Raw genomic sequence first — 266 nt, forward strand, 5'->3', positions numbered from 1 at the left:
TCGAAAATTTCTTTACATTTTTAAGAACGGTTCTAACGAACCAAAAGCAGTAAAAACGAGAGATAGCCAAACGGTTGTCTTGAGTAAATGAATCAAACATTTTATCAGAGAGTTTGATCCTGGCTCAGGATGAACGCTGGCGGCGTGCTTAACACATGCAAGTCGAACGGGAAACCTTTTATTGAAGCTTCGGCAGATTTAGATTGTTTCTAGTGGCGGACGGGTGAGTAACGCGTGGGTAACCTGCCTTGTACAGGGGGATAACA

The 266-nt window shown here is 43.2% G+C and carries 1 rRNA gene; it reads left to right on the forward strand.

What is annotated here, in order from left to right:
* Positions 1-101 precede the first annotated feature (101 nt).
* Positions 102-266 (forward strand): 16S ribosomal RNA (locus DWX61_RS13530); the annotation flags it as partial.

This window comes from Ruminococcus sp. AF20-12LB (genome assembly GCF_003478985.1).
In the GTDB taxonomy this organism is placed as follows: Bacteria; Bacillota; Clostridia; order Lachnospirales; family Lachnospiraceae; genus Blautia_A.